The sequence below is a fragment of the Streptomyces sp. NPDC034111 genome (assembly GCF_055575375.1).
Map to the genome: position 1 here is coordinate 1 of NZ_JBVIST010000020.1, position 23,413 is coordinate 23,413.

Annotated in this window: 20 protein-coding genes, 1 pseudogene and 1 riboswitch; of the genes and pseudogenes, 13 read left to right on the forward strand and 8 right to left on the reverse strand. The window is 69.7% G+C overall.

All coding sequences use genetic code 11. From position 1 onward, the window contains the following. Window positions 1–314: pseudogene (locus ACZ55A_RS30975) on the reverse strand (hypothetical protein); the annotation flags it as partial. 660 nt (window positions 315–974) lie between these two features. Continuing rightward, window positions 975–1,116: riboswitch (cobalamin riboswitch) on the forward strand. Between the two features lie 588 nt (window positions 1,117–1,704). Here ACZ55A_RS30975 and ACZ55A_RS30980 point away from each other — a divergent pair. The 13 genes from ACZ55A_RS30980 (at window position 1,705) to ACZ55A_RS31040 (ending at window position 15,019) form a co-directional block, all read left to right on the forward strand. Further along, entirely contained in the window at window positions 1,705–3,192 is a 1,488-nt protein-coding gene (locus tag ACZ55A_RS30980; RefSeq protein WP_468847043.1) for an FAD/NAD(P)-binding protein, read from the forward strand. Continuing rightward, a complete protein-coding gene (locus tag ACZ55A_RS30985; RefSeq protein ID WP_468847045.1) occupies window positions 3,189–4,463 on the forward strand; it encodes an MFS transporter in 1,275 nt (424 codons plus the stop codon). Before ACZ55A_RS30980 ends, ACZ55A_RS30985 begins: the two co-directional genes overlap by 4 nt. Window positions 4,464–4,835: 372 nt before the next feature. Then, window positions 4,836–5,528 (forward strand): urease subunit gamma, encoded by a 693-nt coding sequence (locus ACZ55A_RS30990; protein WP_468847047.1) that lies wholly within the window; start codon window positions 4,836–4,838, stop codon window positions 5,526–5,528. Further along, complete coding sequence (locus ACZ55A_RS30995; RefSeq protein ID WP_468847048.1) at window positions 5,512–7,452, forward strand: urease subunit alpha; 1,941 nt, start codon at window positions 5,512–5,514, stop codon at window positions 7,450–7,452. Before ACZ55A_RS30990 ends, ACZ55A_RS30995 begins: the two co-directional genes overlap by 17 nt. 48 nt (window positions 7,453–7,500) lie before the next feature. Beyond that, a complete protein-coding gene (locus tag ACZ55A_RS31000; protein WP_468847050.1) occupies window positions 7,501–8,175 on the forward strand; it encodes an urease accessory protein UreF in 675 nt (224 codons plus the stop codon). Window positions 8,176–8,218: 43 nt separating this feature from the next. Continuing rightward, the gene (gene ureG / locus ACZ55A_RS31005) at window positions 8,219–8,926 is read left to right on the forward strand and encodes an urease accessory protein UreG (protein ID WP_468847052.1); all 708 of its coding nucleotides are present in this window, start codon (window positions 8,219–8,221) and stop codon (window positions 8,924–8,926) included. After that, window positions 8,923–9,750 (forward strand): urease accessory protein UreD, encoded by an 828-nt coding sequence (locus tag ACZ55A_RS31010; protein ID WP_468847054.1) that lies wholly within the window; start codon window positions 8,923–8,925, stop codon window positions 9,748–9,750. Before ureG ends, ACZ55A_RS31010 begins: the two co-directional genes overlap by 4 nt. Before the next feature lie 315 nt (window positions 9,751–10,065). Continuing rightward, window positions 10,066–10,590: a hypothetical protein gene (locus ACZ55A_RS31015; RefSeq protein ID WP_468847056.1), complete on the forward strand. Its 525-nt coding sequence runs from the start codon at window positions 10,066–10,068 to the stop codon at window positions 10,588–10,590. 134 nt (window positions 10,591–10,724) lie between these two features. After that, complete coding sequence (locus ACZ55A_RS31020; RefSeq protein ID WP_468847059.1) at window positions 10,725–11,561, forward strand: DUF4097 family beta strand repeat-containing protein; 837 nt, start codon at window positions 10,725–10,727, stop codon at window positions 11,559–11,561. Window positions 11,562–11,689: 128 nt separating this feature from the next. Then, window positions 11,690–12,679, forward strand: a complete 990-nt coding sequence (locus ACZ55A_RS31025; RefSeq protein ID WP_468847061.1) for an ATP-binding cassette domain-containing protein — start codon at window positions 11,690–11,692, stop codon at window positions 12,677–12,679. Beyond that, window positions 12,676–13,467, forward strand: a complete 792-nt coding sequence (locus ACZ55A_RS31030; protein ID WP_468847063.1) for an ABC transporter permease — start codon at window positions 12,676–12,678, stop codon at window positions 13,465–13,467. The genes ACZ55A_RS31025 and ACZ55A_RS31030 overlap by 4 nt, the downstream gene beginning before the upstream one ends. 72 nt (window positions 13,468–13,539) lie before the next feature. Next, a complete protein-coding gene (locus ACZ55A_RS31035) occupies window positions 13,540–14,775 on the forward strand; it encodes a cytochrome P450 (protein WP_468847065.1) in 1,236 nt (411 codons plus the stop codon). A gap of 4 nt (window positions 14,776–14,779) precedes the next feature. Next, window positions 14,780–15,019: a ferredoxin gene (locus tag ACZ55A_RS31040; protein ID WP_468847068.1), complete on the forward strand. Its 240-nt coding sequence runs from the start codon at window positions 14,780–14,782 to the stop codon at window positions 15,017–15,019. Window positions 15,020–15,542: 523 nt separating this feature from the next. On the opposite strand, the gene ACZ55A_RS31045 is transcribed toward ACZ55A_RS31040, so the two are convergent. From ACZ55A_RS31045 to ACZ55A_RS31075, 7 genes are all read right to left on the reverse strand, one after another. Then, window positions 15,543–16,175 (reverse strand): hypothetical protein, encoded by a 633-nt coding sequence (locus tag ACZ55A_RS31045; RefSeq protein ID WP_468847070.1) that lies wholly within the window; start codon window positions 16,173–16,175, stop codon window positions 15,543–15,545. Window positions 16,176–16,763: 588 nt separating this feature from the next. Then, window positions 16,764–17,417 carry a hypothetical protein gene (locus ACZ55A_RS31050; RefSeq protein ID WP_468847072.1) on the reverse strand — a complete coding sequence of 218 codons (654 nt, stop codon included), beginning with the start codon at window positions 17,415–17,417 and terminating at the stop codon, window positions 16,764–16,766. Continuing rightward, the gene (locus ACZ55A_RS31055) at window positions 17,417–18,868 is read right to left on the reverse strand and encodes a putative T7SS-secreted protein (protein WP_468847075.1); all 1,452 of its coding nucleotides are present in this window, start codon (window positions 18,866–18,868) and stop codon (window positions 17,417–17,419) included. The genes ACZ55A_RS31050 and ACZ55A_RS31055 overlap by 1 nt, the downstream gene beginning before the upstream one ends. A gap of 61 nt (window positions 18,869–18,929) precedes the next feature. Further along, window positions 18,930–19,400, reverse strand: coding sequence for a hypothetical protein (locus ACZ55A_RS31060; protein ID WP_468847077.1), 471 nt, complete (start codon window positions 19,398–19,400; stop codon window positions 18,930–18,932). A 655-nt stretch (window positions 19,401–20,055) separates the two neighbouring features. Further along, on the reverse strand, window positions 20,056–21,039 hold the full coding sequence (locus ACZ55A_RS31065; RefSeq protein WP_468847079.1) for an alpha/beta fold hydrolase: 984 nt from the start codon (window positions 21,037–21,039) through the stop codon (window positions 20,056–20,058). A gap of 95 nt (window positions 21,040–21,134) precedes the next feature. Beyond that, window positions 21,135–22,040, reverse strand: coding sequence for an NADP-dependent oxidoreductase (locus ACZ55A_RS31070; protein ID WP_468847082.1), 906 nt, complete (start codon window positions 22,038–22,040; stop codon window positions 21,135–21,137). 83 nt (window positions 22,041–22,123) lie between these two features. Next, window positions 22,124–23,194 (reverse strand): alkene reductase, encoded by a 1,071-nt coding sequence (locus ACZ55A_RS31075; RefSeq protein ID WP_468847085.1) that lies wholly within the window; start codon window positions 23,192–23,194, stop codon window positions 22,124–22,126. Window positions 23,195–23,413: the final 219 nt, after the last annotated feature.

Sequence of the window (23,413 nt, forward strand, 5' to 3'; positions counted from 1 at the left end):
TGATCCTTGGCGAGCTTACGGAATCGCGGAAAGAGGCCGTTTCCCACCTCGCCCGCGCCGTCCCAGGAGAAGACCACGAACTGGGGCGGCTTCTGGCCCGGCTCCAGCTTCTCCGGTGCGGGCGGCTGGTTGGGCTGCTTTCCGGTGTAGGCGGTCGAGCCGTCGCCGATCGGCTTGCTCTTCGCCGTCTTGCCGGGCTTGGTTCCGACCGTGCCGGAGGCCGACGAACGGGAGGAGGAACAGCCGGCGACAGTGAGCGCGGCCGCCGCGCCTATCCCGAGTCCACATATGCCCCGGCGGCTGAATTCACGCATAACGGTCCCATCGCATTCGTTCGAAGTTCTGGTAAGTGGGACGCCCAGAGGAGTGGGACGCCTAAAAAGAGGGCGAGGCGGATGCTGAGGTTCCGCTGCGACCCCGAGAAAAAGAATCCTCAACGGAGGGTCGTGTGCGACTTACTCTCCGAAGTCAAATGTGGAGGGATTCTCGGAGCCCGGCGCTCCGCGGCGCTCTACGTCATCCGGCGTCATTCTCTGCATGTCGTGCTCCCCCGTTCGATGGGCGGGGCAGAAAGCCGACGGCCGCAGCGGCCCTCAACCAACGCCCTTGGACGCACATGACTCTCACGGAGATCGCTAGCGCACCGGTAACGCCTCACTAACAACCCACCGTTGCCGTATCAGCCCGCCGCGTGGACCCCGACGGTCAACCCGTCGGGGTCGCACAGGAAATCGGTCGTGCAGGGCCCCAACTCCCATGGGCGGCCCGCTGTTGCCCGCGGCCCGGCGGGCACATGAGGCACAGTGCCGCGTTCACTGCGGGTGAGATCATCGTCACCGGGGTGGCCGTGCAACCCCTCTCTTTACCTGCCAATGAGTCCATGATTGCGGGGTTTTGGGGAGCGGGAAGTGGTTTTCTGCACGCGGTTGTGCCGCCTGTACGCCCTTGGCTCGGTCGGTGGTTCTCGGTACCGTAACGGCGATATTTACGACGGCATGGCGGAAGCCGGTGAGAGCCCGGCACGGTCGCGCCACTGTAAGTCCAGCACGACCCGTCCCCGGTAGGGGCGGTCGGTGCCGGGCGAGTCAGACCCGCTGCCGTCGTTGCGAGCTCCAACGACTTGGGACGCGTGTTTCCCTCAGGAGGTCCTGTTATGGCGGAGTCTGTCGCCCCGCTGACACTTGCCCCCGCTGCTCCGGCCGCGCTGCCGGCCTGGCTGATTGTTGCAGCGGGCGGTCTTCTGCGACGTCCTGATGTGTGTCCCGCTGCAATGCGCCGTCTTCCGGCGAGGAATTGTGTGAGTGAGGGGCGGCGCGGCCGTCGTCCGGCCGGTTGCGAATGGTCCCGGCAAGGACCGAAGCGGTGGGCCGGGACCGCCGCTGTGGCGGCATAAACCCGGCTTCCGGAAACACCGTGGCAGGCTCCTGCGGCCTGCGTGCGTCTGCGGCCTGCCTGCGTCCTCGGTGGACTCCTCCGACTCCTGATGATCCGTCAGTGTGCCTTGCGCCCCTGCTCGCCAGTTCCGGTTACTCCACGCATTGAGGTCATTACCTCAAGTAATTCCTTGGCTCTTCCGTGAGGTTGAGCCACCGAGTTCAGGCATGCCCTGACGAGCCCCAAGGAGAGAACGTGAATTCCGCACAGTCCGCAGTGTCCTGCCCTGCACCGGTCGAGAGTGCCCCGCATCAGCGACGGAGGATCGCTGTGATCGGTGGCGGCGCTTCGGGTACGGCGTTCTTGGTCGCCCTCGTGAAGCAGATCTCGGCCGAGCCGGCTGTGGAGGCTCCTGACGTCGTGGTGTTCGAACCGGACGGGCCGTGCGGGCCGGGCTTCGCCTACCGGGACGACACGGAGGGCGCGTTGCTCAACCGGCCGGTCTCCGCGATGTCGGTGGACTACGTGGACCGCGGTCACTTCCGGCGGTGGCTCGGGCAGCACGGGCCGGTGGCCGCCCGCACCGATGCCGGCAGCATGCTGTTCGCACCACGGTCGAGCTTTGGCAGGTATCTGACGGATGTCTTCGCTACGGCATGCCGTGACCTGCGTAATCTCGGCGGTTCCGTGGAGGCCGTCCGAGAGCCGGTGTGTGAGGTGCAGCCCACCGCGGAACGCAGCGCGGTGGTGCCGGCGCGCTCTGCCCCGCGCTGGGCGGACGACGTGATCCTCTGCCTGGGATCGCTGCCCGCGCGGGATGTGTACAAGCTGTCCGGCGCACCGGGTTACCTTCACCAGCCCTATCCCGTGCAGCAGAGTACGGATGCCGTACCGCCCGGTTCCGAGGTACTGGTACTCGGCTCCGGACTGACGGCGATCGACGTGGCCCTGGAACTGGGGCGCGGAACGGACGGGGTGCGCGTCACCCTTGGTTCGCGCAGTGGTGCGTTACCGGATGTGCGCTGCGATCTCGGTGCGGGGGACTGCGCTCAGGAACTCGTCGAGGACGTCCGGCGCACATTCGCCCAGCGGGACACCATCGGTCTCAAAGATCTCGCCGGGCTTCTCGACGGAGAGCTGGCGCGCCGGGGTACGACCCTGCGGGAAGCGCTTCACCCCTTCCTGGCCCGGACCGGCGGCGCCGAGCTGCTTCGCGCCCGGCTCGGCGAACCAGGTCCCGCCGCTGCGGTGCAGCGGTGCATCGTCGCGCTGACTCCCTGGTACTCGCGGCTCTGGAGAGCCCTGGACGCCACGAGTGGCACGGAGTTCACCCGGCGCTACAGCCGGATCTTCACCTGCCTGCGAAGTCCGATGCCTCCCGTCAACGCCCGGTCGCTGCTGGCACTGGCCGACTCCGGCAGACTCTCGTTCCGCGCCGGCATCCTCGATGTCCGCGCCGAGGGCCGCCATTTCCGGGCGTTCTACCGCGGAGGGGAGGAGCGGCGGTACGACGTGGTGGTGAATGCGACGGGACGGGGCATCGACGTGAGCGCCGCTCGCCCCGGCAGCTTGGTCGAGATGCTGACCCGGAGTGGATTCGCCCGTCCGCACCCGCTCGGCGGACTGGACGTCGACCCCGACACCAACGAGGTGCTCGATGCGTGCGGGGTGTCGATCCCCCGGCTGCACATCGTCGGAGACCTCTCGTCCGGGGTGCACTTCCACACCAGTTCGATGGAGTACGCGGCCACCCAGGCGGGCCGGGTCGCGGAGCAGGTCGCATCCCGTCTTCCCACGCGCGCGGGAGTGCTGCTGTGAACCCCGACCGGTCCACCGTGCGGATATGTCTGATCTTGCTGGTCGTCGTGCCGCAGGCGACGCTGGCGGCGTTTGTGCCCGCTGTGCCGCACATCGCCGCGGACCTCGCGACGTCGCCCGCGGCCATCGACCGCAGTCTTGTGCTGTACATGTCCGGGTACGCCATTGCCATGGCCGTGGCCGGGGTGCTGGCCGCTCGCACAGGTCCACGCAAGGTGCAGCTCGCCGCTCTGGTACTGCACGTCGTGGCGTCGGTGGCGGTGGCGGCCGCGCCCGATGTCCTCACCCTGACCGCCGCCCGGGTACTCCAGGCACTCGGTGGCGGCGCGGGGACGGTGCTCGCCCGGGTCTATGTGCAGGAAGCCCTTCCGGAACGCCAGCGGCTGGCGGCACTCACGGGGCTGTCCACAGCCATCGCGCTCACGCCCGCGCTCACACCACCCGTCGTCGGGCTGCTGGTCGACCATCTGTCATGGCGGCCGATCATGCTGGGGCTCGGCCTGCTGAGCGCCGGTACCTTCCTTGTCGCCCGGCGCACCCTGCCCCACTCGGAGGCCCAGCCCTCCGGCGCCGGATCGGGGCTGCGTCAGGTCCTGGCGAGGCCCCAGTACTGGTGGTTCACCGCAGCGATCTGCCTCGCGTGGTGCGTGTACTTCACGTTCACCACGTTCTCCAGCCACACCCTTCAGGTGCGCCTCGGCACCACGTCAACGGTCTTCAGCCTCCTCTACGCACTCGTGGTCGTCGGCTACATCGTGGGGAGCAGGACCGCCCGGAGAATGCATCAGCGCCACCGGCTGGAGCGGATACTGCTCGTCTCGGGGCTGGTGTCCCTGGTAGCGACGGCGGCCATGACCCTGGGCGCGTACCTGTTCCCGCAGGAACCTCTCGTTCTCGTCGTGCCGATGGCCGTAGCGATGACGGGTATCGGTGCCGCCTTCCCCGTCTGCCAGGCCGGCATGCTGCGGTCGGTGGGAGCCAATGCCCGCAGCGCCTCCGGCCTGTTCTTCTTCCTGCAAATGACCAGCGGTGCCCTCTATACGGGCGTGTTGTCCTGGACGGACCCGACCGAATCTGTCGCGCTGAGCCTCGCGGTGCTGGCCCCGGCTGCGGCGCTGGCCGTGTTGGTCACCGTCGTTCGCCCGGCACGGAACGCCCGCTCCGGGAGGGAGGAGAGTCCCCTCGGATCACCGGCGGGGCCGGACACACCCCAGGTCAGCAGTTCCGGCGATCCCTGTCGTACGGCTTCGCCCCAGGCGGCCGAGCGATAGACGGGTCAACGCCCGATGCGAGGCCGGGGCCCGGACAGGCCCCGGCCTCCCGTGGCATCTCCGGTCAGAGGCGCCCTGCCCATGCCCGCTACGCCGATGGCCGGTCCGGCGCGGGTACCCACCCCGCCGGCCGCGAGACAAGCGGCCGGCAAACCCGATGGTCGTCAAGTCCACTCATTGTGACGGTGGTTGAGCTCGATCTGTGTCCCATGGCGGCAGCTGACGCATGCATCGGTCGTACGTTTCTCCCCTCCCTGTAGGGCTGTGGCAGAGGGCATGGCGCCTGTCACGGGCGCCGAGGTGGCCGAACCCCCAGCACGACAGAAACCCCGGGCACAGGCTTCGGGGCAGGAAGAAGGCGCAGGTACGACCATGCATCTGACTCCACACGAACAAGAGCGCCTGATGATTCATCTCGCGGCGGACGTCGCCGAGAAGCGTCGGGCCAGAGGGGTCCGGCTCAACTACCCCGAGACAGTGGCGCTGTTGACGGTGCATGTCCTTGAGGGGGCCAGGGACGGCCGCACCGTCGCCGACCTGATGTCTTCCGGGCGGAAGCTGCTGGCCAGGGAGGACGTCATGGAGGGCGTCCCCGAGATGATCAAGAATGTGCAGGTGGAGGCCACGTTCCCGGACGGCACAAAGCTGGTCACCATCCATGATCCCTTCCCGGAAGCGGGCGAGGGCGAAGAGCTGCTCGTCTCACCCGGGAAGGTTGAGTACTCCACGGAGCCGGGCGACAAGGTCGTGCGCTTCAACGAGGGCCGTGAGGTCACCCGCCTGACCGTCAACAACCCGTGCGACCGTCCCGTCCAGGTCGGTTCCCACTACCACTTCGCCGAGGCCAACCCCGGGCTGGACTTCGACCGTGAGGCCGCCTGGGGCAAGCGCCTCCACGTCCCTGCCGGCAGCTCCGTACGCTTCGAGCCCAACATGCCCGAAGACGTCGAGCTCGTACCCATCGAGGGCAAGCGCGTGGTCCACGGCCTGCGCGGCGAGGCCGGCGGCCCCCTCATCGGTATCCCGGAGTCGTCCGATGAGGTCAGGGGTGGGCACAGTGACTGAGTGCTGCCCTGAGCCTCCCAAGCCTTCGGACCCCCTGACCCGCGCCCAGTACGCGGACCGGTTCGGCCCTACGACCCGTGACCGTATCCGTCTCGCCGACACGGAGCTGCGGATCGAGATCGAGGACGACTGGGCGGGCGGTCCCGGGCGCAGCGGGAACGAGATGGTCTTCGGCGGGGGCAAGGTGATCCGTGAGTCGATGGGGCAGTCCATCGCGCCACGCGACCCGCGCGTCGACGACAAGCCCGGCGGGCCGCAGGAGTTCGGTGACTCCGCCGGCGACGAGGTCGTCGAGCCCCCCGACACCGTGATCACAGGCGCTGTCATCCTGGACCACTGGGGCATCGTCAAGGCCGATGTCGCCCTCCGCGACGGCCACATCACCGCGCTCGGCAAGGCGTACAACGACGAGACGATGACGCCTCTCCATGAGGGGGCCGGCGAACACAACGACATCGGCCCGAAGCCCACGGATTTCGTCATCGGCCCCGAGACGGAGGTCATCGCGGGCAACGGGAAGATCCTCACCGCCGGCGGGATCGACACACACGTCCACTTCATCTGCCCCGAGCAGGTCGGCGAGGCGCTGGCCGCGGGTGTCACCACGCTGATCGGAGGCGGTACCGGGCCGGCGGCGGGCACCACCGCCACCACCGTCACGCCCGGTTCCTGGCACCTCGCCCGTACCTTCGAGGCGCTGGACGCCTTCCCGGTCAACATCGGACTGCTCGGCAAGGGCGCCACCATGTCCGAGGATTCCCTGTACAACCAGGTGGACGCCGGCATCATCGGCTTCAAGATCCACGAGGACTGGGGCGCCACCCCCGCCGTCATCAAGAAGTGTCTGGACGTCTGCGAGACGACGGGTATCCATGTCCAACTCGCGCTCCATGCCGACTCGTTGAACGAGGCGGGCTTCGTCGACGACACCATCGCGGCCATCGACGGCCGCTCGATCCATGTCTTCCACGTCGAGGGTGCGGGCGGTGGCCACGCCCCCGACATGATCAAGATGGTGAGCGAGCCGAACGTCCTGCCCGCCTCCACCAATCCCACCCGGCCGCTGACCGTCAACACGGTCAAGGAGCACTTCGACATGGTGATGGTCTGCCATCACCTCAACCCGGAGATCAAAGAGGATCTGGCCTTCGCGGACTCCCGGATCCGGCCCTCCACGATGGCCGCCGAAGACATCCTGCACGACCTCGGCGCCATCTCGATCATGTCCTCCGACGCCCAGGCCATGGGCCGCATCGGCGAGATGATCATGCGCACCTGGCAGACCGCACACGTCATGAAGGTACGGCGGGGCTTCCTGGAAGAGGACAGGCTGCCGGAGGATGAGCGGCCGACGAGGGACAAGGGAGCCGATAACAGGCGCGCCCGGCGGTACATCGCGAAGTACACGATCAACCCGGCGATCGCCCAGGGGATCGATGCGGTGGTCGGGTCCGTGGAGCCCGGCAAGCTGGCCGATCTGGTGCTGTGGGAGCCGAAGTTCTTCGGGGTCAAGCCGCATCAGGTCATCAAGGGCGGGCAGATCGCGTACGCGCAGGTGGGCGACGCCAATGCCTCCATTCCGACCCCGCAGCCGGTCCTGCCCCGCGCCGTGTGGGGCGCCACGGGACTGGCACCCCGCTCCAACTCGTTCAACTTCGTCACCCAACGGGCCATCGACAACGGGCTGCCCCAACGGCTCAGGCTGACCAAGCAGTTCAAGGCCATCAGCAGCACGCGTGACGTCTGCAAGGCGGACATGAAGGAGAACGACGCCACCCCCGACGTCGAGGTCGACGCCGACACCTTCGAGGTGATCGCCGGGGGCGAGAAGGTGGAGGACGTGTCGACGTCCATCGATGGCCGGACCGTCGAGCGGAACTACCCCCGTGAACTCCCCATGGCACAGCGGTACTTCCTCTTCTGAGATCGCTGAGGTCTTTGAGGTATGAGTGACGAAAGGTACCTGCGAAATATGAGCCGTGCCGCGCTGTTCGTCCTGGCCGATGGCCGGTTCCCCGCCGGGGGGCACGCGCACTCCGGTGGCGCCGAACCGGCCGTGGCCGCGGGCCGTATCAAGGATGCGGACTCGCTGGAGGACTTCTGCCGGGGGCGGCTGCACACCGCGGGACTGGTCGCGGCGGCGCTGGCCGCCGCGGCCGCCGCGGGGCACGATCCACTGGCGCTGGACGACGCCGCCGACGCCCGTACCCCTGTGCCGGCGCTACGGACCACCGCCCGCAAGCTGGGCCGGCAGATGATGCGGGCCGCCCGCGCGACCTGGCCGTCGGCCGAACTGGACGCGCTGGCCGCGGCCCGGCCACGGGGCGCGCACCAGCCGGTGGTGCTGGGCCTGGCGGCACGCTCGGCCGGGCTGGCACCGCTGGATGCCGCGTATGCGGTGGCGTACGAGAACATCAGCGGCCCGGCCACCGCCGCCGTCCGGCTGCTGAGCCTGGACCCCTTCGACGCCACCGCCGTCCTCGCCCGCCTCGCCCCCGACCTCGACCGGACCGCCGCCGCAGCCTCCGCGGCCGCCGAACGCCTCCCCGCTGAGGGGCTCGACGCGCTGCCCGCCGCCTCCGCGCCGCTGCTCGACATCACCGCGCAGCAGCACGCCGCCTGGCCGGTACGCCTCTTCGCCTCCTGACCCGCACGACAACCACGAAGCACTGCGAAAGACCGGAGTCTGTATGCACCGCGATCACGGCGAGACCTTCCCCGAGCGCCACACCTACAGCGCCGCCGACCTCGTACGCCCCGACGGCACCCGGCGTGCCCTGCGTATCGGCCTGGGCGGGCCGGTCGGCTCGGGCAAGACCGCCACCGTCGCCGCCCTCTGCCGGGCTCTGCGCGACGAGCTGTCCCTCGCGGTGGTCACCAACGACATCTACACCCGCGAGGACGCCGCATACCTGCTCCGCGAGGCGGTCCTGCCCGCCGAGCGCATCACCGCCGTCGAGACCGGCGCCTGCCCGCACACCGCCATCCGCGACGACATCTCCGCCAACCTGGAAGCCGTCGAGGACCTGGAGGCCGCGGCTTCGTCCGAGGGCGCCGGACTCGACCTGGTCCTGGTCGAGTCCGGCGGCGACAACCTCACCGCCACCTTCTCCAAGGGCCTGGCCGACGCCCAGATCTTCATCATCGACGTCGCCGGCGGCGACGACATCCCCCGTAAGGGCGGCCCCGGCGTCACCACCGCCGACCTCCTCGTCATCAACAAGACCGACCTCGCGCCCTACGTCGGCTCCGACCTGGAAGGCATGGCCCGCGACGCCAAGGCCCAGCGTGGCGAACTCCCCGTCGCCTTCACCTCCCTCAAGACGGACGGCGGCGTGAAACCGGTCGCCGACTGGGTCCGCGCACGCCTCTCCGACTGGACCGCGGGCCCCGCATGACCCTCGCGCCCCCGCACACCGTGCCGGCCCCCCAGCGGACTTCCGTAGGCGTGCGTGCCACCGCCCGCATCACGGCAGCAGCCAGGGGCGGCACCACCACCCTGCCCGTCCTCGACGGCGACGGACCCTTCGAACTGCGGCGCCTGCGCCCACGAGGGACCGAGGCCCGGGTATGCGTCATCGGCGCCATGAGCGCCCCCCTCGGCGGCGACCGGCTGCGCATCGAAGCCACCGCCCAGCAGGGCGCGGCGCTGCACCTCACCTCCGCCGCCGCGACCCTCGCCCTGCGCGGCCCGACCCCTGAGCCCGCCACCTACGACGTGCAGCTGACCGCAGGAGAGCACGCACAGCTCCACTGGCTCCCCAAACCACTGATCTGCGCGGCCGGCAGCGCTCTGCGGCAGACCTGGACCGTCGATCTCGCCCCCACCGCACGGCTCGTACTGCGCGAGGAACAGGTCCTTGGCCGCACGGGCGAACCGCCCGGCCATGTGGCATCTCGCCTCACCGTCCGCCGCGGCGGACGCACACTGCTGGACCAACAGGCCGCGTACGGCCCGGGCGCACCCGGCTGGGACGGCCCCGCCGTTCTCGCCGCCCACCGCGCGGCCGGGCAACTCCTCCTCGTCGACCCGGCTTTCGAGGACCAGCCCCCGGAAGTCCGCCTGCTCGGCGGCGTTCCGGAAGACGGCCGGGCTGTGCTGACACCACTGGTCGGCCCTGCCGCTCTGGTCACCGCCGTCGCCCCGGACGGACTCCGCCTGCGCCGCCTCCTGGACGCCGCACAGGCGACCGCGGCCCGCGCGGACGCTGATTCGCCGTAGCCACCACCACCCCATCCCTGCCCCTTGGTGATGTGTGCTCGTTTCGCCCTGGTCGACGCGCCGTCTGGACGCCGTCTGGACCGCCGTCTGGTGCCACCCTGGCGCCATGTGCTGGGCTGACGGGGCGCTGACCATGCGGGCGCCACCTGCTGAAGTTCGCCTGCAACCTGGATCGCCCCTCCGGCGCCGGCGCGAATCCCTACCCGCCACATCCAGCACGGCCTGGTGCCCACGTGACGTCACGATGGCGCCATGGGGGCCGAGGTGGCGCCAGAAAGGCTTGCGGTGGTGCCATAGTGATGCCATAGTGGGGTCATGGACCTCACGCCCTACGTCGACAACCTCCGGCACGAACTCGCGGTCGCCGCGGATGCGGGTGGCGACGACGCCCGCGCTCTGGCCGAGCGGCTCACCACGCCCCTGGAGTCGGCCGCCCGGCTGACCATTCTCAACGCACTGTCCGACGCCATGGGGGAGGTCACCCGTGACCTGGCGCCGGGCTCGGTCGACGTACGGCTGCGCGGGCTCGACCCGGAGTTCGTGGTGACACTGCCGCCGGAGCACGAGGTGTTCGAGGAGGCCGGGGAGCCCGAGAACGTCCCCGCACCACCGCCGGTTCCTGCCGCGGACACCGACGAGGGCGGCACCGCGCGCATCAACTTCCGGCTCCCGGCCCATCTCAAGACCCGGGTCGAGGAAGCCGCCGGCCAGGAGGGCCTCTCGGTCAACGCCTGGCTGGTACGAGCCGTCGCAGCCGCGCTGGAGCAGCCCGGCGAGCGGGCCCGCCCGGCCGGCCGCCGCTCCCGAGGCCAGCAGGGCTTCACGGGCTGGGCCCGCTAGGACGGCCCGGGCGCCACCGCTCAGCAACCCGGCACGCACACCAGCTCAGTTACTCATTCACCCTCCCCAGCCAACGCTGGGAGAGGCCCCTGACCAGCGGAAACGCAGACCACAGTCAAGAGGACGGGACAGCCATGCCAACTTTCGACACTCCCGAACCGATCTCCGCCACCCTCGAATTCGACATCGGGTCGGTCCGGATCGTCGCGAGCAAGCGCACCGACACGGTCGTCGAGGTGCTGCCGAGCAACGACGCCGATGAGCTCGACGTACGGGCGGCGGAGCAGACGAAAGTCACCTGCTCGGGCGGCAAGTTGCTGGTCAAGGGGCCCAAGAAGCGCTCCGTGTTCGGCAAGAGCGGCTCGCTCGACGTGACCATCGAGCTGCCGGCCGACTCCGAGGTCCTGGGAAACGCGCCCATGGGGGACTTCGTCTGCGAAGGCCGTCTGGGGCAGTGCCGGCTCAAGACCTCGCTCGGCGCCCTCCAGGTCGAGGAGGCGGCATCCGTCAACCTCAGGACCGGTCACGGCACGATCAGCGTGGACCGCGTAACGGGAAACGCCGAGCTCGTCGGGGCGGGGCGGATCCACGTCGGCGAGGTCGCGGGCGCGGCGTTGGTCAAGAACGGCAACGGGGACACCGTGGTCGGCGAGATCACCGGCGACCTGACGGCGAAAGCGTCCAACGGCGGCATCTTCGTTGATGTCGCGCATGCCTCGGTCGACGCCAAGACCGCCAACGGCGCCATCAAGATCGGCGATGTGACGCGCGGTCGTATCGCACTGCACTCCGCTGCCGGTGATCTCGAAGTCGGCATCCGGGAGTCCACCGCCGCCTGGCTCGACGTACACACCCGCGCCGGTGGGTTGCACAACTCCCTTGGGGAGTCGGAGGGCCCGGGCGACTCCGCCAACAAGGTCGAGGTGCGCGGCCGCACCGGCGTCGGCAACATCGTCATCCGCCGCGCGTGACGAGGTGAGCGGCGGCTCCCGGCCGCGCGATCCGCCGCTCACCGCCCACCGGCCTTCACACCCACCACCACACACGACACACCACACACGACACACCACACTTCACACCGCACTCCGCGAGGACTGTCATGTTCATGTCCAGTACGCCCGCCGCTTCACCGGCGATCACCGCCACCGGTCTCTCCAAGTCCTATGGCGACAAGGTGGTGCTCGACGGCATCGACCTGCACATCCCCGAGGGCACGATCTTCGCCCTGCTCGGCCCCAACGGCGCCGGCAAGACCACCACCGTCCAGATCCTCTCCACCCTCATCTCCGCGAACGCCGGCCAGGCGCAGATCGCGGGCCACGACCTGACCCGCGAGGTCGATGCCGTACGCGCCGCGATCGGCGTCACCGGCCAGTTCGCGGCGCTGGACAACCTCCTCACCGCCGAGGAGAACCTGTTCCTCATGGCGGACCTGCACCACCTGCCCCGCCGCGAGGGCCGCCGGCGCTCCACCGAACTGCTGCGCCGCTTCGAGCTCACCGACGCGGCCAAGAAGCCCGTGGCCACCTTCTCCGGCGGTATGCGCCGCAAGCTCGACCTCGCGATGACCCTGGTCGGCAACCCCCGCATCATCTTCCTCGACGAGCCGACCACCGGCCTGGACCCGCGCAGCCGCCGCACCATGTGGGAGATCATCCGCGGCCTGGTCGCCGACGAAGGCGTCACGATCTTCCTGACCACGCAGTACCTGGAGGAGGCCGACCAACTCGCGGACCGCATCGCCGTACTGGACCACGGCAAGCTGGTCGCCGAAGGCACCGCGGACGAGCTCAAGCGCCTCATCCCCGGCGGCCACATCCGCCTCCGGTTCGCCGACCCGGACGGTCTCGCAACGGCCGCCGCCCTCTTCGGCTCCGCAGCCCGAGACAGCGAAGAACTCACCCTGCACATTCCCAGCAACGGCAGCATCCCCACCCTGCGAGCCGTCCTCGACGCCCTGGACGACGCGTCGATCGAGGCCGAGGCCCTCACCGTGCACACCCCCGACCTCGACGATGTCTTCCTCACCCTCACCGGCCGGACCCAGTCGGGCGCCGGGACCAACTCCCAGAAGGAGAGCGTCCGATGAGCTCCCTGTCCTACGCCGTCAGCGATTCCATGACGATGCTGCGGCGCAACCTCAAGCACGCACTGCGCTACCCGAGCATGACGGTCACGGTCGTCGCGATGCCGCTGGTGATGCTGCTGCTGTTCAACTACGTCTTCGGCGGCGCCCTGGGCACCGGCATCGGCGCCATGCCCACCGGCGGCGGTGAGTACATCGACTACATCGCGCCCGGCATCATCCTGATGGCCGCGACCTCCGGAGCCCTGTCCGCCGCGATCAGCGTCTGCTCGGACATGACCGAGGGCATCGTCAACCGGTTCCGTACGATGTCGATCTCCCGCGCCTCGTTCCTCACCGGCCATGTCGTCGGCAGCGTCATCCAGACCCTGGTCAGCATCGCTCTCGTCCTCGGCGTAGCGCTGCTGATGGGCTTCCGTCCCAGCGCCACCCCCGTGGAGTGGCTCGCCACCGCCGGCCTCCTCGCCCTGCTCACCCTGGCCCTCACCTGGCTGGCCGCCGCCATGGGCCTGATAGCCAAGAACGTCGAGACCGCCAGCAACATGCCCATGCCGCTGACGTTCCTGCCCTTCCTCGGCAGCGCCATCGTCCCGCCGGAGTCGATGCCCACCGGGCTGCGCTGGTTCGCCGAGTACCAGCCCTTCACCCCGGTCATCGAGACGCTGCGAGGCCTGCTGATGGGCACCGGGATCGGCAACAACGGGCTGATAGCCGTCGCCTGGTGCGTCGGGCTCACCCTGGTCGGCTACCTCTGGGCCCGCTCGGCCTTCAACCGCGACGCGAAGCGGTAACCCTCCCACCCCACAAGCCACTTCCCCCCTTCAATCAACGTCAATCAACTTCAACCAACACCGGAGAACACCATGCACACCGAACCGTCGACGCACTCCGCCCACGACGCGCCGCAGCACTCCGAGCCGGTGACGCGACCGACCGACCGCCGCACGGGCTGCCCCTTCGACCCGCCCACCGAGCTGGCGCAGTTCCGTGCGGAGCAGCCGCTGCGCCGGCTGCGCTTCCCCGACGGACACATCGGCTGGCTGGCCACCGGGCACGACGTGGTCCGCGCGATCATGGCCGACGGACGGTTCAGCTCCCGCAAGGAGCTCATGCACGACCCGTCCATGGACATAGGTGACATGGAGATGCCTCCGGCGGCGCCCGGCGAGTTCATCCACATGGACGGGCCACAGCACGGCCGTTACCGGAAACTGCTGGCGGGCAAGTTCACCGTCCGACGCATGCGTTTGCTCACCGAGCGGGTCGAGCAGGTCACCGCCGACCACCTGGACGCCATGGAAAAGGCCGGGCCGCCGGTGGACTTAGTGACCGCGTTCGCCAAGCCCATCCCCGCGATCATGATCTGCGAGCTGCTGGGGGTGCCGTACGAGGACCGGGGCTCCTTCCAGGAGCAGGCCGCGACGATCTTCGGCGCGGACAACCTGGAAGACAAGGTGGCCGCCTACACAGCGATCCAGGAGTACCTCACACAGCTGGTGGCCGCCAAGCGCACCGATCCCACCGACGACATACTCAGCGACCTCACCGACAGCGACCTCACCGACGAGGAACTGATCGGTGTCGGCTTCCTTCTGCTGGCAGCCGGTCTCGACACCACCGCCAACATGCTCGGGCTCGGCACCTTCGCGCTGCTGAGCAACCCCGACCAGCTCGCCGCCCTACGCAGCGATCCGGGCCTCGCAGGCCAAGCCGTCGAGGAACTGTTGCGCTATCTCACCATCGTCGACCTGGGGCTGCGGGTCGCGCTGGAGGACGTCGAGATCGACGGCCGGCTGGTCAAGGCCGGTGAGACGGTCGTCGTCTCCTTCCCGGCCGCCAACCGCGACCCGGCGAAGTACCCGGAGCCCGAGCGCCTCGACCTGCACCGCAAGGCCATCGGACATCTGGCCTTCGGCCACGGCGCCCACCAGTGCCTGGGCCAGCAACTGGCCCGCGTCGAGATGACCGTCGCCTTCCCGGCGCTGCTCACCCGCTTCCCGACGCTACGGCTGGCCGTCCCGCCGGAGGACGTACCGCTGCGCGCCAACACGCCCATCTACGGCGTACAGAGCCTCCCCGTCACCTGGGACAAGGAGTAGCCCGGTGCCCGTCACCCTGACCCTTACCGTCGACCGTGACCGCTGCGTCGGCGCCGGCATGTGCGCACTGACCGCCCCCGCGGTGTTCGACCAGAACGACGAAGACGGCCGGGTCCTCCTCCTCGACCCGGAGCCGCTCCCCGCCCACCACACCGCGGCCCACCAGGCCACCGGCCTCTGCCCCGCCGCGGCCATCACCGCCATCGACACCACAACGCACCAACAGGGAAGGGAAAACCCATGAGGCCTCCGAGGCCGCCGAGGTCTCCACGGTCTCGCGGCGGCCCCTGACCCCGCCTGGACAACAAAGAGACCCAGCTTGGGGGTTGTCCCCCTGAGCTGGGCTCTGGATTCTGGAGCGGGTGACGGGAATCGAACCCGCGCTCTGAGCTTGGGAATCAGGGCGCCTTCGCAGCCTAGGAGTGGTCCTGACCTGCACAAACAATGTGCTGCGCGGCTGACTCGGACGCTTCTCTGCTCTTGATTGACCGCTGTTTACCGCCGCATCTGGCACGACACTGGTACCGCGGCCGTCGGGGACGGGACACCCAGAGGGCAGGTTGTTGCGATGCCCCAGGCGCCCTGTTGCTGGTACGCCGGTTGCACTCATGAAGGCATGGCCAAGAGTGTCCCGCGATGCAAGGTGAAGCTAAGCCAGGCCGCGCTAAGGGGGTGTGTCAAGTTAACGGCTGATCTTGGTTGTTGAGGTCTCAATGACTGGTGGAGGTTGGGCGGCCAAGCGCGTCAGGGCGGGGTCGGCCAGCGGGTTACCGCTCCCAGTACTTCGCCACCGCCTGCGCGTACGCCACCCGGTGGTCGAGCCTGTCGCCCCGGACCCGGAACCGGCCGCGCACGGACTCGGTCAGGGCCGCCCGGCCGAAGAGCTCACCCGGCCGTTTCCAGGCCGTCCGCAGCGGGGCAGTGGTGGTGTCGGCGGGGGAGTCGGAGAGTGCGAGGGCAACCAGGTACAGCAGGGCGAGCGGCAGTAGCACCAGGCACAGGAGCAGCGACGGCACCGTTCCCTCACGCCCACGCAGCACCGTTCCGTCGGGCAGGTGGATCTCGTACGCGGGCCGCCACCGCTTCTTCCGCGGCGGCAGGCGCAGTTCGGCCAAGTGCTCGTGGTCCGGGGTGAGCACGGCGAGACGACCGCCGTCATGCCGGACGACCACGGCGAGGGGCGAGGTACCGGCAGGGTCGTCGGCGAGCGTAAAGCGCGGCTTGCACCCCTTAGGTAGGGGGCGGCCGTCGGGGGCGCCACGGCGCACGTGGACGGGGGCGGAGCCTCGGGGGCGCAGTTCGTAGCGCTTGGCGTCGGGGTGGCGGGTGAAGATGAGGGTCATGGCGTGTCTCGTCTCGTCGCGTCGGATCTGGGCGCCGTTGCCGGTTGCGGAGTTCAACAGGAGAGATAGCCGTCGGGGTGGCCCGTACTCCAGAAGAGCGCGACCCCGGGCGTCTGGTCCAGGCGGAGAGTGACGGCGTCTCGGCACACTCGGCTGTGGCTTTCGATCGTCTGCATCCGGGCACGGCCACAGCCCGCATCGTCCGTCGGCGCCCGCAACGTGCGCCCGGGGAAGGCAAGTGCAGTGCCGGTCAGGTTGCCGAAGAACGCTACCGCCATCCACAGCACGCTCAAGGGGAACACACAGACGCGACGGACAGTAGCGAGGCGACCGACGAGCGGGCACGCAGCGTGCGGCGGTCCGGGAGGAACACGTCGCACGACGGCAGGTGGCTCCCATGGGCGCTCGCGGAACGCCAGGCACGCGAGTTCCCTCCCGTGCGGGTGCGAGACCGTTGAACCCCGCTTCCGGCGGGCCATGACGGAGAGCGGCTTGCCGTCCGGCGTGCGGGGGAGGGTGAACCGCAGCCTGTCCTTGGAGAGCCGCGCCACCGGTGACCCCGTACCGCAGTGCGCGGTAGCAGGCACGCTTCTCCTCTTCGTCGGCGAAGACAGCTGTCACAGTCCGGTTCACCCATCCTCCGGCCTAACCGAATACCGCGCGCACGTCACTGGCCGCCGGCGTCCCCGGGAGGTCGTCCGCCTGCTCCGCCGGGCGGACGACCAGAGATTCACCGATCTGCCGCAACATGCCTGTGTACCGCGGCAGGTCGGTGAAGCACGGTGTGGTGAGGGCGAGGACCAGCAGCCAGCCCCGGACCGGAGAGGGTATGTACAACTCGAGGTGGGCGAATTCCAGTGCCGGAAGGATGCCCTCGCCGTCCGTCTCAGTGGCGTGCAGGGAGATCACGGCCGGGCCGCAGGGTAGGTCCACCTGGGAGACGCTGCGGTGTTCGTCGAACGAGAGCGTCTCCTGGAATGAGGCGGCGATGATCTCCGGGGCCTCCGGGTCCACGGCCTCCGCCCGTACCAGGAGGTGAGCGGTGCTCGCCGTGCCGTCGTCCGTCTCGTAGAAGGCGACGGACGCGTGAAGAACGTCGTCGGCGGTCAAGGCCGTTGTGAGGTCGGAGTAGACGGCGGCGGTGGTCTCGCGCTGGAACTCCGTACCGCCCGGCCAGATCTCTTCCGCCAGCTCCCACAGGGCGACGTCGAGGACGTCCGGGGGGAGGTGCAGCGGCAGTTCGTGGAAACCCTCCGGCGTGTCCAGGGCGATCGACACGCTCTGTGGGGACGCGGACATCAGAGCCTCCCCGCAGCCGGCGTATTGGGATCGGTGAGCTGAGTGTGGGTGTCGATGGCGAGGCCCGGCAACTGCTGGACCACCTGCGGGCCCTTGGACCACCAGGAGAGGGGGTCGATGGAGCCGTCGGCTCTCAGGGCCCCGCGCAGAGATGACTTGACCGCCTCGGGGGTGAAGCTGCTGTCGAGGACCTTGTTGAGACCCTTGCTGATGCCCGCCTCCTTGATGCTTGCCCCCGCGACGTCCTGGACGTGGCTGGTCCAGGCCAGCTTCATGCGGTTGCCGAACCCAGTGGTGGTGAAGACCTTGCTTCCGCCGACGTACTCCGCCCCCCTCCCGAAGAGCGACTTGCCCTCCAGAGCCCGGCCGGTGAACCCGGCGTCCCGCAGGGCGCGGATCTTGTTGACCTTGTCGATCGAGGCGACGGTGCGGCCTTCCACCTGCGCCAGCTTCATGGGCACCTTGGCCCCCTTCATCGCGACGGAGCCGAACTTCCCGAACGGGATCACCCCGATCCCGTCCCCCACCAGGTCCATCACACCCACGTTCGCCCCACCGAGCTTCGCCGCCCCATGTGTGGCGAGGGCGCCGAGGGAGGCACCCGCGCTGGCGAGGGCCAGGGCGCCGGAGAGCGGCGGGCACCACAGGGTCAGCAGCGAGGCGACGCCCAGGATGCTGGAGGCGATCGACAGCCAGTCGCCGATCTCCTTCAGCAGGTCGGCGTGTTTGGTGCACCACTCTTGGATGCCGTGGCCCATGCGGGTGAAGAAGTCACCGAGGCTTTCCCAGAACCCCGGGTCGGGCGCGTTCTCCGTGGCCCGCCGGATGCGTTCGGCGATGCCTCGGGCCTCGTCCTGGTGGTCGCCGAGGAGGTGCTCGGCCTTTTTGACGATCGCCTCCAGCTCCTGGGTGGCGGAGTCCAGACGGTTGCGGGCGGAGTCGAGGGTTGCGTCCGCTTTGTCCAGGCGGTCGCTTGCTGCGTCTATCCTCTTCTGCGCGGCGTCCAGGGCGGCCTGGTCGGTGTAGTAGGCGCCGGCCAGGCGCAGGTCCGGGTTGGCGGCGGCCTCGTTGTAAGCCTTGACCGCGTGTTCCTTCTCGGTCTCCCGGGCGGTCACCGTCCGCTTGGCCGCTGCGGCCTCTGACTCGTATTGGCGCCCCTTGGTCTGGTACGAGGAGAGCGCGGTGTGCCATGAGCGGAGCTGTGTGACGGCGTCGCGCATGGCGTCGCGGCTGTCGCTCACGTACTTCGGCAGGTCGCCGACCTTCTCCGCGAACGCCTTTGCCGCGTCGCCCTCCCACTCGCCACCGCCCTTGCCGATGCGGGACAGGACGGCATGGGCGGAGTCGAGGGAGCGCTTGGCCGAGTCGAGCTTGCCGGTGACGGCGTCGACAGAACCCAGGTCGCCGGGCGCCGGGTTGAAGCCGAGCGCGGGGAAGTGTTGTGTGGTCATGGAGTCACCTGTCGGAGGTCGGAGCGAAGCATGGGTTGGGTGAACACGAGCTGCGTGGTGCCTACTTGGCGTTCTTCGCGAAGGCGTCGCGCAGTGAGTGCTCCAGCGACTCGTAGTTCTGCTTGACCTGCTTCAGCTTCTCCTCGATCGCCTGGGTACCGTCAGCGATCTTCTTGATGGCGTTGTCCCAGCTGTCGTGGAACTCGTCGCACGCGTTGTCCAGAGACTCCGCTCCCATCGACTTTGGGCCGGTGTCCTTCATCGCGCCGAGCGCCTTGCGCATGTTGTCCTGACTGTCGTGCAGGTCCTTCAGCATGCGTCCGAGATTGTCCGCCTCGACCTTGAAATAGCCGCCCATACGCCCTCCCCGGCGTTCCCCGTATCTGTGCACAGCCGTCAACACGTTACCGTCGGCCGGGCGTTCGACCGCACGGGGCGTCGGACGCCTGCCGAGCTGTACCGCGCCGATGTTCGGTTCGTCGACCGCGGTCACGGCCCGGTTGCACTGGAGCTCTGCGGCGTCGAGCAGCATGCGCACCGCGTCCCCCCCCACGTCTCCGCCCCATGCTCCCGGCCAGGGCGCCTGATATGCCGTGGCGGGCCCGCGGCGGGGGGCTCCCCGGTAGAGCCATCGCTGGGTGTTCGCAGGGTCATCGCCGGCCTGGAACCATCGGTCCACCGCGTCGCTGGGCAGTATCAGTGGAGCTATCGCCGCAGCCAGTGACGGGGCCAACACAGTGGGTGCGGGGGCGGAAGTCGAGAGGCGAGTATTCGCGCAGGTGCGCAGGTGTTCAGCGGCCTTGCGGGCGGCCATGACCTTCGTGCTGGAGCTGGGCACCGGCGGGCTGTGGGGCGGTCAGGAAGCTGAGGTTGCAGCGCTGTCGCGGTGGCTGCTTCGTCCACGCCGCAACCTGGCGAAGGGGCGCCTTTGTAGCGCGGGAGGCGCTGCCGGTCCTGTCTGGCGGCTTCCCACCACGCACGCCCGGGCGTGCCTAACGACCCCCCTGAAGGCCGACCAATAAACAAGGCCCAGGTCGCCGACCTGGGCCTCGACTATGGAGCGGATTACGGGAATCGAACCCGCGCTCTGAGCTTGGGAATCATCGGTGCGGGGGCGCCGCCCCGGCGACGCCATGTGTGGGGCCGGCACCAGCAGCGGCGGTGCCGGCCCCACGGATGCGTGTATGTCAGTCGCGGTGCTGGTCGAGGAAGTCGGTGATGAGCTGCTGCCATTCCTCGGGGCGTTCGACCATGGGCAGATGGCCGGTGGGGATCTCCGTGAGTTGGGCGCCGGGGATGGTGTCGGCGAGTTGGTGGTGCAGGCGGGTGGAGGTGAAGCGGTCCTGGGTGGTGGAGATGACCAGGGTGGGTGCCTGGATGCCCGGGAGGTCGTCGCGGACGTCGACCCGGGGGGCCAGCTCGGCGTGCTCGGGGGTGCCGTCGGCGACGCCGGCGGCGGTGAACCCGACAGCCTGCTGGAGCTGCTCCTCCGGCATCGCCTCCAGCGCGTCGGCGCCGAGGGCCATCATCGTGAGGTACTCGGCCAGCAGTTCGCGGTTGCCCGATTCGGCCAGCTTGCGCCAGACGGACAGGGCGAGCGCGAGCCGGTTGTCCCGGTGGGGGAAGGTCGCGGTCAGGACGAGGGCGGTGATGCGCTCGGGGTGGCGGGCGGCCGCGCGGATGGCGACCGGGCCGCCGAGCGAGTAGCCGGACACCGCGAAGGTGTCCAGGCCCTCGGCGACGGCTGCGGCGACGAGCTGGTCGGCCAGGTCGTCCAGCGACAGCGGCGCGGCGGAGCGGGGAGTGTCGCCGCTGCCGGGGTAGTCGATACCGACCACCGTGTGGCGGGCGGCCAGGCCGTCCAGGATCGGGCCGTAGGTGCCGGCCACGCTGCTGCCGGCGCCGTGGGCGAGGGCGAGGCCGGGGCCGGAACCCAGGACGGTGCGGGCGAAGGTGGCTTCGGGCAGGGGGTGTGCGGACATGGGGGTTCCCTTCTTCGAGGGGCTACGGGGTGTAGGGGTGCGGTGCTGCGACCAGGAGCGGATCTGCTCCAGGGCGGGCAGCAGGGCCCGTCCGTCGGCGGTGAGCGTGTAGGTGGTGGGCCCGGGCGGGAGCCGGCCGTGGGTGACGAGCCCGGCCTCGACGAGTTCGCGCAGCCGGTCGGCGAGCATCTTGGTGGGTTCGGTGGGCGGGCCGCAGCCGGCCGGGGGCGGCTGCGGCTCGGGCCGCCTCGTCAGCTCCGGCGGCGAGGCGGCGGCACGGAGGTTCAGGGAAGGAGGACGACCTTGCCCTTGTTGCGGCGGGCCTCGATGTCCCGGTGGGCGGTGGCGGCCTGGTCGAGCGGGTACGTACGCCACACGGGGATGTCGAGTTCGCCGGCCGCGGCCAGCTGCACCAGCTGCGGCAGGGGGTCTTCGGCGTGGTCGGCGCTGCCGGCGCTGAAGCGGACACCGTGCTCGGCGGCGGACATGTCGGCGATGGTGATCACGCGTGCGCTGTCGCCGGTCAGGGCGACGGAGTCGGCGAGGACGCCGGCGCCGGAGGCGTCGAAGACGAAGTCGACTCCCTCGGGGGCCGCGGCCTTCACCCGCTCCGCCCAGCCGTCGCCGTAACGGACGGCGGTGGCGCCCAGCGCGGTGAGGCGCTCGACGTCGTGCTCGCCGACGGTCCCGACGACGGTGATGCCGCGGGCGACGGCCAGTTGCACCGCGATGGTGCCCACACTGCCCGCGGCGCCGTGGACGAGCAGGGTCTGCCCGGCCTGCGCACCCAGCTGCCGCAGGACACGGGACGCGGTCTCGCCGACCGTGACCAGCGAGGCGGCGACCTCCCACGACAGGGCCCGGGGCCTGGCCACCGGCCGCTCCAGCAGGGCGTACTCGGCGTAGCCGCCGCCGACGGCAGCACCGAGGACCTCGTCCCCCACGGCCGCACCGGCTCCCTCGCCGACGGCATCGACGACACCGGCCGCGTCCAGGCCGGGGACCACGGGGAAGCGCGCCGGGGCGGCCTTCGCCATCAGACCGGACCGGATCTTGAGGTCGAGGGGGTTCACGGAGGCGGCCCGCACCCGGATCCGGACCTGGCCCGGCGCGGGCTCCGGCGGGGTGACCTCCGACGGCCGCAGCACCTCGGGCGCGCCGTACTCGGAGAAGGTGATTGCTTTGGACATCGGAAACTCCCAGGTAGGGGCGAGAAGAGAGGCAACTGCACGCGCTGTGACTCACTGTGCGGCTGCCTCGGCGCAGTCGACGCTCAGGCGGTGAGGGTGGGGTAGTCGGTGTAGCCGCGGTGGTCGCCGCCGTAGAAGGTGCCCTTGTCGGGGTCGTTGAACGGGCCGCCGGAGGCGAGGCGCCGGGGCAGGTCGGGGTTGGCCAGGAACAGCGCTCCGTAGGCCACCATGTCCGCGCTCCCGTCCTCGATCAGACCCAGCGCGTCGGGGCCGGTGACGTCGGGATAGGTGAACGGGTTGAGGACGAACGTGCCGGGCCAGACCTTGCGCAGCCGCGGGGTCAGGTCGCGGTTCGGCCCTTCCATCAGGTGCAGGTAGGCCAGGTCCAGGCCGGCGAGCCGGTCCAGCAGGGCGAGGTAGACCTCGTCCGGGGTGTCCTCGGAGATGTCGTTGAACTGGTTCCCGGGCGAGATCCGCAGGCCCACCCGGTCGCTGCCGATCGCCTCGGCCACGGCGCTGACGACCTCGACGGCGAAGCGGATCCGGCCCTCGGTGGTGCCGCCCCACTCGTCGGTGCGGTGGTTGGTGTTGGGCGCGAGGAACTGGTGGATCAGGTAGCCGTTGGCGCCGTGCAGCTCCACGCCGTCGAACCCGGCCTCGACCGCGTTGCGGGCGGCGTCGGCGAAGTCGGCGATGGTCTGCCGGATCTCCGCCTCGCTCAGCTCCTTCGGCGTCACGAACTCCTTCGGCCCCTCGTGGGTGTAGACCCGCCCCTCGGCGGCCACCGCGGACGGCCCCACCGGCACCAGCCCGTCGGGCAGCAGGCTCGGGTGCCCGATCCGGCCGGTGTGCATCAGCTGCGCGAAGATCGCACCGCCCTCGCGGTGCACGGCGTCGGTCACCGTCCGCCATGCCCGCACCTGCCCGGGCGTGTGCAGGCCGGGGGTGTCGGGGTAGCCCTGGCCGAGCGGCGAGGGCTGGATGCCCTCCGTGACGATCAGTCCGGCGGTGGCGCGCTGCGCGTAGTACGTCGCCATCAGCTCGGTCGGCTCGGCGCCGGGACCGTAGGCACGGCTGCGGGTCATCGGCGCCATCACGAGGCGGTTCGCCAGGCGCTTGCCGCCCAGGGCGATCGGATCGAAAGCGGTGGTCATGGGCTTCTTCCTCCGGGTGGGTAGTGCTCCGCGGCCGGGCGCTCACGAGCCCGCACCAGCAGATGCCTGCCTGAACAAGTAAATCACCTGTCCGAACAGGTAACGACATCGAATCCATTCCCGCTCTGAAATGTGAAGCACGCAACACATCGCTACCTGCCCGTATGTTCCCTGGTGGCGGCGTAGGTGCCGCCAGGTATCGCGTGGGAAGGTAGGATT

Excerpts from the sequence above, each read along its gene's own strand:
- ACZ55A_RS30990 (WP_468847047.1), top strand. The coding sequence starts at position 4,836 with ATGCATCTGACTCCACACGAACAAGAGCGCCTGATGATTCATCTCGCG.
- ACZ55A_RS31000 (WP_468847050.1), top strand. The coding sequence starts at position 7,501 with ATGAGCCGTGCCGCGCTGTTCGTCCTGGCCGATGGCCGGTTCCCCGCC.
- ureG (WP_468847052.1), top strand. The coding sequence starts at position 8,219 with ATGCACCGCGATCACGGCGAGACCTTCCCCGAGCGCCACACCTACAGC.
- ACZ55A_RS31010 (WP_468847054.1), top strand. The coding sequence starts at position 8,923 with ATGACCCTCGCGCCCCCGCACACCGTGCCGGCCCCCCAGCGGACTTCC.
- ACZ55A_RS31015 (WP_468847056.1), top strand. The coding sequence starts at position 10,066 with ATGGACCTCACGCCCTACGTCGACAACCTCCGGCACGAACTCGCGGTC.
- ACZ55A_RS31020 (WP_468847059.1), top strand. The coding sequence starts at position 10,725 with ATGCCAACTTTCGACACTCCCGAACCGATCTCCGCCACCCTCGAATTC.
- ACZ55A_RS31025 (WP_468847061.1), top strand. The coding sequence starts at position 11,690 with ATGTTCATGTCCAGTACGCCCGCCGCTTCACCGGCGATCACCGCCACC.
- ACZ55A_RS31030 (WP_468847063.1), top strand. The coding sequence starts at position 12,676 with ATGAGCTCCCTGTCCTACGCCGTCAGCGATTCCATGACGATGCTGCGG.
- ACZ55A_RS31035 (WP_468847065.1), top strand. The coding sequence starts at position 13,540 with ATGCACACCGAACCGTCGACGCACTCCGCCCACGACGCGCCGCAGCAC.
- ACZ55A_RS31050 (WP_468847072.1), bottom strand. The coding sequence starts at position 17,417 with ATGTCCGCGTCCCCACAGAGCGTGTCGATCGCCCTGGACACGCCGGAG.
- ACZ55A_RS31055 (WP_468847075.1), bottom strand. The coding sequence starts at position 18,868 with ATGACCACACAACACTTCCCCGCGCTCGGCTTCAACCCGGCGCCCGGC.
- ACZ55A_RS31060 (WP_468847077.1), bottom strand. The coding sequence starts at position 19,400 with ATGCTGCTCGACGCCGCAGAGCTCCAGTGCAACCGGGCCGTGACCGCG.
- ACZ55A_RS31065 (WP_468847079.1), bottom strand. The coding sequence starts at position 21,039 with ATGCTCGCCGACCGGCTGCGCGAACTCGTCGAGGCCGGGCTCGTCACC.
- ACZ55A_RS31070 (WP_468847082.1), bottom strand. The coding sequence starts at position 22,040 with ATGTCCAAAGCAATCACCTTCTCCGAGTACGGCGCGCCCGAGGTGCTG.
- ACZ55A_RS31075 (WP_468847085.1), bottom strand. The coding sequence starts at position 23,194 with ATGACCACCGCTTTCGATCCGATCGCCCTGGGCGGCAAGCGCCTGGCG.